Annotated in this window: 8 protein-coding genes; 5 read left to right on the top strand and 3 right to left on the bottom strand. The window is 40.6% G+C overall.

Going from position 1 to position 6,618, the window contains the following annotated elements:
* Positions 1–167 (top strand): transposase (locus C200_RS14695; RefSeq protein ID WP_080750107.1); only part of this gene is annotated, 167 nt, incomplete at its 5' end.
* On the opposite strand, the gene C200_RS00815 is transcribed toward C200_RS14695, so the two are convergent.
* The 3 genes from C200_RS00815 to parE form a co-directional block, all read right to left on the bottom strand.
* Positions 157–705: a hypothetical protein gene (locus C200_RS00815; RefSeq protein ID WP_033923634.1), complete on the bottom strand. Its 549-nt coding sequence runs from the start codon at positions 703–705 to the stop codon at positions 157–159. The two genes, C200_RS14695 and C200_RS00815, sit on opposite strands and share 11 nt — an antisense overlap.
* 34 nt (positions 706–739) lie before the next feature.
* Entirely contained in the window at positions 740–1,144 is a 405-nt protein-coding gene (locus C200_RS00820; protein WP_032126157.1) for a hypothetical protein, read from the bottom strand.
* A 286-nt stretch (positions 1,145–1,430) separates the two neighbouring features.
* The gene (gene parE, locus C200_RS00825; RefSeq protein ID WP_016211514.1) at positions 1,431–3,323 is read right to left on the bottom strand and encodes a DNA topoisomerase IV subunit B; all 1,893 of its coding nucleotides are present in this window, start codon (positions 3,321–3,323) and stop codon (positions 1,431–1,433) included.
* Positions 3,324–3,665: 342 nt separating this feature from the next.
* Between parE and C200_RS00830 the strand changes: the two genes are divergently transcribed.
* From C200_RS00830 to C200_RS00840, 4 genes are all read left to right on the top strand, one after another.
* Complete coding sequence (locus tag C200_RS00830; RefSeq protein ID WP_016211512.1) at positions 3,666–4,472, top strand: hypothetical protein; 807 nt, start codon at positions 3,666–3,668, stop codon at positions 4,470–4,472.
* Positions 4,473–4,541: 69 nt separating this feature from the next.
* The gene (locus tag C200_RS16305; RefSeq protein ID WP_016211513.1) at positions 4,542–4,970 is read left to right on the top strand and encodes a hypothetical protein; all 429 of its coding nucleotides are present in this window, start codon (positions 4,542–4,544) and stop codon (positions 4,968–4,970) included.
* A gap of 118 nt (positions 4,971–5,088) precedes the next feature.
* The gene (locus C200_RS16310; protein ID WP_016211516.1) at positions 5,089–5,355 is read left to right on the top strand and encodes a hypothetical protein; all 267 of its coding nucleotides are present in this window, start codon (positions 5,089–5,091) and stop codon (positions 5,353–5,355) included.
* Positions 5,356–5,563: 208 nt separating this feature from the next.
* Positions 5,564–6,493, top strand: a complete 930-nt coding sequence (locus tag C200_RS00840; protein ID WP_051307360.1) for a hypothetical protein — start codon at positions 5,564–5,566, stop codon at positions 6,491–6,493.
* Positions 6,494–6,618 lie beyond the last annotated feature (125 nt).

Raw genomic sequence — 6,618 nt, forward strand, 5'->3', positions numbered from 1 at the left:
ATTGTCACTTATTATTTTTACCCCCTTATTCTCCTGATTTAAACCCGATCGAGCATGTATGGTCACCGCTTAAAAATAGGGTTCGCATGAAGCTTGATCAAGATGAAATAAATTTAGAGACAGCGCTTAGTCAAGTAATGAAGTCAATGTCAGAAACTATTCGTTGAGCGCTATAACTTGGGACTGCGATGGTTTGACACCATCAGATCCCACTAAAGCATAGCGATCTATAACCATCATCGCCGCAGGCTGGTCTTTCTTACTGTGTGAGGACTGCTGTTTCTCCGTACCTCTGACATAAGTCAACACGCCTGTCTCCTGATTAGTTCCAATGAAATCCATATCCGCTGCAGTGTGTATTTTTAACCACTTGCGACTTTTTTTTCTTAACTCTGCCACAGGAGGCGATAATAAATGGCTCATCACCATACTTTCTGCAACCGTTGCATACTTAACACGCTGCTGATCAATAAATCGATTAAGCTCCCCTACACCAACACCCTCACGATCATTCAAAAAGGCTGCAATATCCGCATTGATCAACTGATAAACATGATCATAAGCAAACTCAAACGCAGCACGTGCTCTACCTTGGTCTGTCGTTACCGCATTAACACAGCGCTGCACATGAAAATACATTTCTTCGTAAGCGTCGCTACCTCGGTAGGTATTTTGCACATCCAATGATGCAAAATCGCCGAGCAAAACCCGAACCTACCTCGGCCTACTCACCCCGTGCTTAGCACTCCATGGCTCGCAGCGTATGAATCGGAATAATACTAAAGCGTTGGTCTGAACAAGTAAGACGATCAAAGTTAGTCTTTAGTCTCTCTTTTAGTGATGGCGATGGAAGCGTACCTGCTAACTGTTGATAAAAAAACTCCAGCTTAGCTTCTTCACCCTCTCCTACTGCGCGCTCAACCAGATCAACGGCCACCAACACACTTCGTTTTGAAAGCTTCCGCTCTTGAAGATTCTCGTCTTTTATTGATAATTTCCCTTCCGCTAATAATTGTCCTTGCAAATCAAAATAATGCTTGCCAAGCTTTTCACCTGACTCATCTGCTGCTTCTTGCACCACACGAGCTAACTGAGTAGGAGAGGGGTGATAGCCTTCTATTTTTAAGAATGTAAGCTCTGGCATAACAACTCTCCCTACCACAACAATAAAGTTGTACTATTTATTAATTTGACAAAACTAATACCTGGTCAACAGCCAAACAACATGACATTCATCTGCTATGTCATCGACACAGAAACTTAGCTCTATACTTAAAAATAATCGAAAGTTGTTTTTAGTAAAATCGAGAATATCTTCAAAAACAAAAGAAATCGCTAGATAAAGTGTAAGTGTAAGGTAAATAACTCATCATTTGGCATAATCGAGAGCAAAATCAGACAGACTCACCCTCAGATCACACGCTAAAGTTTTATACTGCAGCTAAATTGCCTTTTTCCTCCAACCATTTCTTACGATCTTGCGCACGTTTTTTTGCCAGCAGCATATCCATCAGCGAGAAAGTTGCCGCATCATCATCCACCATTAATCTCACTAAACGGCGTGTTTCCGGTGCCATTGTCGTTTCACGCAGCTGCAAAGGGTTCATTTCTCCCAAGCCTTTAAAACGTTGGACAACCAACTTACCTTTTTTCTTTTCCGCTTGAATACGGTCTAAAATACCCTCTTTTTCTTCTTCATCCAGTGCATAAAAAACCTCTTTACCAATACTGACGCGATATAAAGGTGGCATTGCTACATAGACATGACCTTGCTCTACTAACGCTTTAAAATGGCGCAAAAATAGAGCGCATAATAACGTCGCAATATGTAAGCCATCAGAATCTGCATCGGCCAAGATACATACCTTGCCATAACGCAAACCACTTAAATCGTGCTGACCAGGATCTACGCCTAAAGCCACAGCAATATCATGGACTTCTTGAGAACCCAACACTTGCTCTGATGCCACTTCCCAGGTATTTAAGATCTTGCCACGCAAAGGCATCACCGCTTGATAATCACGGTCACGTGCTTGCTTCGCTGAGCCACCGGCTGAATCACCCTCAACTAAAAAAAGCTCGCCACGCTCGACATCTTGACTGACGCAATCGGCCAGTTTCCCCGGTAATTGCGGCCCCTGTGTGATGCGCTTACGTACTACTTTTTTACTCGCTTGCACGCGCTTTTGTGCATTACGAATCACGATTTCAGCAATCGCTTTACCTTGCTCAACATCTTGGTTTAGCCATAAGGCCAAGGCATCTTTCACTACACCAGAGACAAAGGCAGCACATTGCCTGGAAGATAACCGCTCTTTAGTTTGACCGGAGAACTGTGGTTCTTGCATCTTCACTGACAGTACATAAGCACAGTGCTCCCACACATCATCTGCAGCTAATTTTACCCCACGCGGTAATAACTGATGTAAATCACAAAAATCTCGCATCCCTTCAAATAAACCCAATCGTAAGCCATTCACATGCGTACCGCCTTGGGCTGTTGGAATTAAGTTCACATAGCTCTCTGCCATCACCCCAGTCGTCTCGGGCAACCACACCATCGCCCAGTCCGCCGTTTCTGTTTCTGCAACAAATGCACCTTCAAAGGGCAGTTTAGGCACCGGGTCATATTCATTGACCACACCTTTTAAGTAATCAACCAATCCTGCCGCATAATGCCAATTAAAAGACTCATCGCCCTGACGATTTTCAAAAATGACCTCAAGACCCGGACACAAAACCGCTTTAGCTCGCAGCGTATGCTTTAAACGCATAATTGAAAACTGACTTGAATCAAAATAATGTCCATCCGGCCAAAAGCGCACTCGTGTGCCGGTGTCTTTTTTCAGCGCTTTACCGACAACCGTTAAGTCTTCGACTTTATCACCGTTTTCAAAGGCAATATGATAACGCTGGCCCCCTCGTTTAATTTCAATATCAACCCGTTTAGATAGCGCATTGACCACAGACACCCCAACACCATGCAAGCCACCAGAAAAGCGATAGTTTTTATTCGAAAACTTACCCCCTGCATGGAGTTTAGTTAAAATCAACTCCACCCCTGATACGTTACGCTCAGGGTGAATATCAACGGGCATGCCTCGGCCATTGTCAATGACCTCAAGAGAGTGATCCTCATACAAAATAACATGCAGTTTATTTGCAAACCCAGCCATCGCCTCATCAACGCTGTTATCTATCACCTCTTGTCCCAAATGATTAGGACGTAGCGTATCCGTATACATCCCTGGACGGCGCTTCACCGGCTCTAAACCAGTTAATACTTCAATCGCATCTGCATTGTATTCATTATTTTTTGTCATTGATTTATCACTTTGTATTTCCACTTTATTTTTATCATAAAATTAATTTTCTCATTATATTTATTATAATTATTTAATCTCAACTCAGTATTTCCTAGCATTTCCCAACATTTTTCTAGAGTTTTTAAGCATAATCAATATGCTGCATTGTATCTCTAGGCAAGGTCAACCACAACCTTACTCCTCTCATAAATCAAAGAATAAGCACATATTAATATCCCTTTAATTTACATCATTATTTAAATCTAGTATCAGGACTCCACCCAGTGTAAAATACACTTAGCATGTTTTTGATATTCTAGTGAATAAAAAGCTCCAAAGTGGGCAAGGATAAAACACGATATGCCAACAACGTCCAAGCTCAAAGCCTACCTGAACGAACCGAACAGTACGAATAAAAAACACGCCTTAGAAGAAATGTTTCCGCTCCTTAATGAGGCATATGAAAATGTAAAAAAGCAACGTCCAAATAAACCATTTGGTGCAGATGAGATTTGGCCTGAAATTCAAATAATATTCTCAGCCCACTATGGTGAACTCTCCAGCCAACTGTCAATACTTCAATACTTTAATTTATATACTTTATTTGATGACCTTACTGAATCTAGCTGCGATAAGATTCAGCACATCAGCCATGGTGAATTTTGTCAGCCTGTCGTCCAAGTAATCAATCTAACCACTCCCTATTTATCTACAAAAGCAATTCCTCAATTTATTGAAAACAGCAACCAATGTATAGATGAGTTTACTAAGTGGGGGGTAACTCACGATAATGATGAAATCACGCGCGCAGCACATGTTTTAGCGACAAAGTTAGCAGGCTGTCGAGATGAGTTTATTCAGCGTATTATTCAAAATAAAGAAACTAATCAAGGATATAAAATTACGGATGATGTGCCAAATTATCGGCGAAAAATTAGAGAAATTATCGAATCATCCACAGAAACAAAATTACTCTCTTCTCAGCAGGACTGGCAAGGTATCATCGGCAATGTACTGATTGGGCTAACAGGAATTGGCCTTGTTGCCTTAGCAGTCAAAGCCGCCCACTCTCAAGCCACAACAGGCCAAGCCAGCCTATTTTTTGATACAAATGCAGCTCAAAAAGCTGAGCAATTAGGCGAAGACCTACTCCTCATGGAAAGATAACACTAGTATATTTTTAATATGTAACAAATAATTTTCAAAACTATAAGGATAAAAAAAGGATAAAAATCGATGCCAGTAACATCAAAACTGAAAGCATATTTAAACCGACCTAATAGTATAAATAGGCGCCGTGCTCTCGAAGAAATGCTTCCCTTTATTCAAGAAGCATATCAAAACGTTAGCCTTAATAATAGCCAGGGTAAAACAGTTATCGGAGCAGAGCAGACTTGGCCTGAAATTCAACGTGTATTCTCAGAACAATATAGTGAACTCATCAGCCAGTTATCCATGCTTGAGTATTTTCGTCTATTTACTCTGTTTGACTACTTAAGTGACACCGGCGCCGACACCACTCAGCATATGCCCCATGGTGATTTTTGCCAAGCTGTCGCCCAAATAATCGGCCTAGCAACTCCCCATTTAGCTAAGAAAGCAATTCCTGATTTTGTAACAACAACTAACCACCATAGTAGAGCAATTTATTCGCTGGGGAACTAAACAATGCAAACAAGAAGTTATTCATGCAACACACGACTTAGCACAACAATTAACAGCCTGTCGAGACGATTTTATTCATAGCTATACGCAGAAGAAAGATGCTAATGAGGACGAGAATATGATCGGTTATGTCTTAACATATAGAGATAAGATAAAAGAGATCATTCAATCTTCCGCAGCGGCCAAAGCATTATCCACACATAGAGATTGGCAAGGCGTTATTGGCAATGTAGTGATTGCACTAACGGGCATTGGCCTTATCGCCTTAGCAATAAAAACAGCTTACTCTAAAGCAGTAACAGGCGAGGTCAGTCTATTTTTTGATACGCATGCAACACAGAAAACCGAAAAATTAGCTGAAAAATTAATATTAACGAGCAAATAGCTCTTACACACGACTTGCCTATAAATTTCAAGATCAAATAGCACTGGCTTAAGCTAAATAAAATAATTAAAAATCAATATATTTAGAGTAAAAATCGAGCTCCAAGTAGATTTTCAAATATTCTTATAAAAAGTAATATTGACTAATTTAAAAAATATTGATATCTGATAAGAAATTCAGAACATATAAAAATATAAGGTGAGCACATATGACACTTGAACAATGGTGGAACTCAAGAACGCCAGCAGAAAAAAGTATAGTGGCGGCAATTATCGCCGGCTTTAATCTGCAAATCATCGAGAAAAATATACTCGCAGCACAGAAAGCAATATTTTTAGACTACCTTAGAGAACAGCTAGCTAACTACAACATTGAAGTACCTGACCTCGATGAAGAAGAAGCTGAAGAAGCCGCGGATAAAATACAAAAATTACTTGAAGAAGAAGAGCTCAATCTACAACTAGAGAAAAAACCTAAGCAATCTCTTCCAGCTGAGGGATTCAGCTTTTCTGATCTAGAGCCAAAGACTTTAACTGCAATGAGCCGTGAAGAGTTTCATCAACTATTATTATCCCCTCGACAAATCGGCATCATCGTTACTGTTGGTGAGATATTGAAAAAAGAGGATGGCTTTAACATCTTTGATTACCAAGTGAACAATGGACCAAAGCTAGACGCTCAATTAACACAAATTGCCCCAGGTACACCGACCCCAGACACACCGATAAAAATACAAGCTCAATTTCATTGCCCTCTTCGCCAGAGCATTCCCCTTGAAGAGCAAGAAGAAGAAAAAAATAAACAAGCCACCACTCTTGCTCAGCTCGTCGAATCAGTGTGTACTATGAATCAAGCCAAACGCTGTCCAGTCCGCCTGAACGTTCAAGCCGAAGAGCATGAAGTTTCTCCATTAGCTCAAGCATTTATCTGTGCACTACAACAGCGTGTCTTGCTAAAACAACTACAACACCTCTCATTTAATAATCAGGTATTTGATTATTCACATTTATTACCAAATACCACTCCTTTTCAAACTCAGCAGCAAGGTGCCGAGGGCTATACCTCATCAGAGCCAGAACTAAAGCAGGAACCAGATCAGGAGCCAGAGCAAGAGCAGGAGCAAAAATTAGCACTATAGATCAAATTAACCACTCACCTTACGCACAGGTCATAAACATTTTAATCGCCTAAGCTGTAGAGCTTTAGATCTAATCTGACACTTGGGCCATATTGAACTAAATTTTCAATATGGATAATTAATCA

Source organism: Piscirickettsia salmonis LF-89 = ATCC VR-1361, from assembly GCF_000297215.2.
GTDB classification, from domain to species: Bacteria; Pseudomonadota; Gammaproteobacteria; order Piscirickettsiales; family Piscirickettsiaceae; genus Piscirickettsia; species Piscirickettsia salmonis.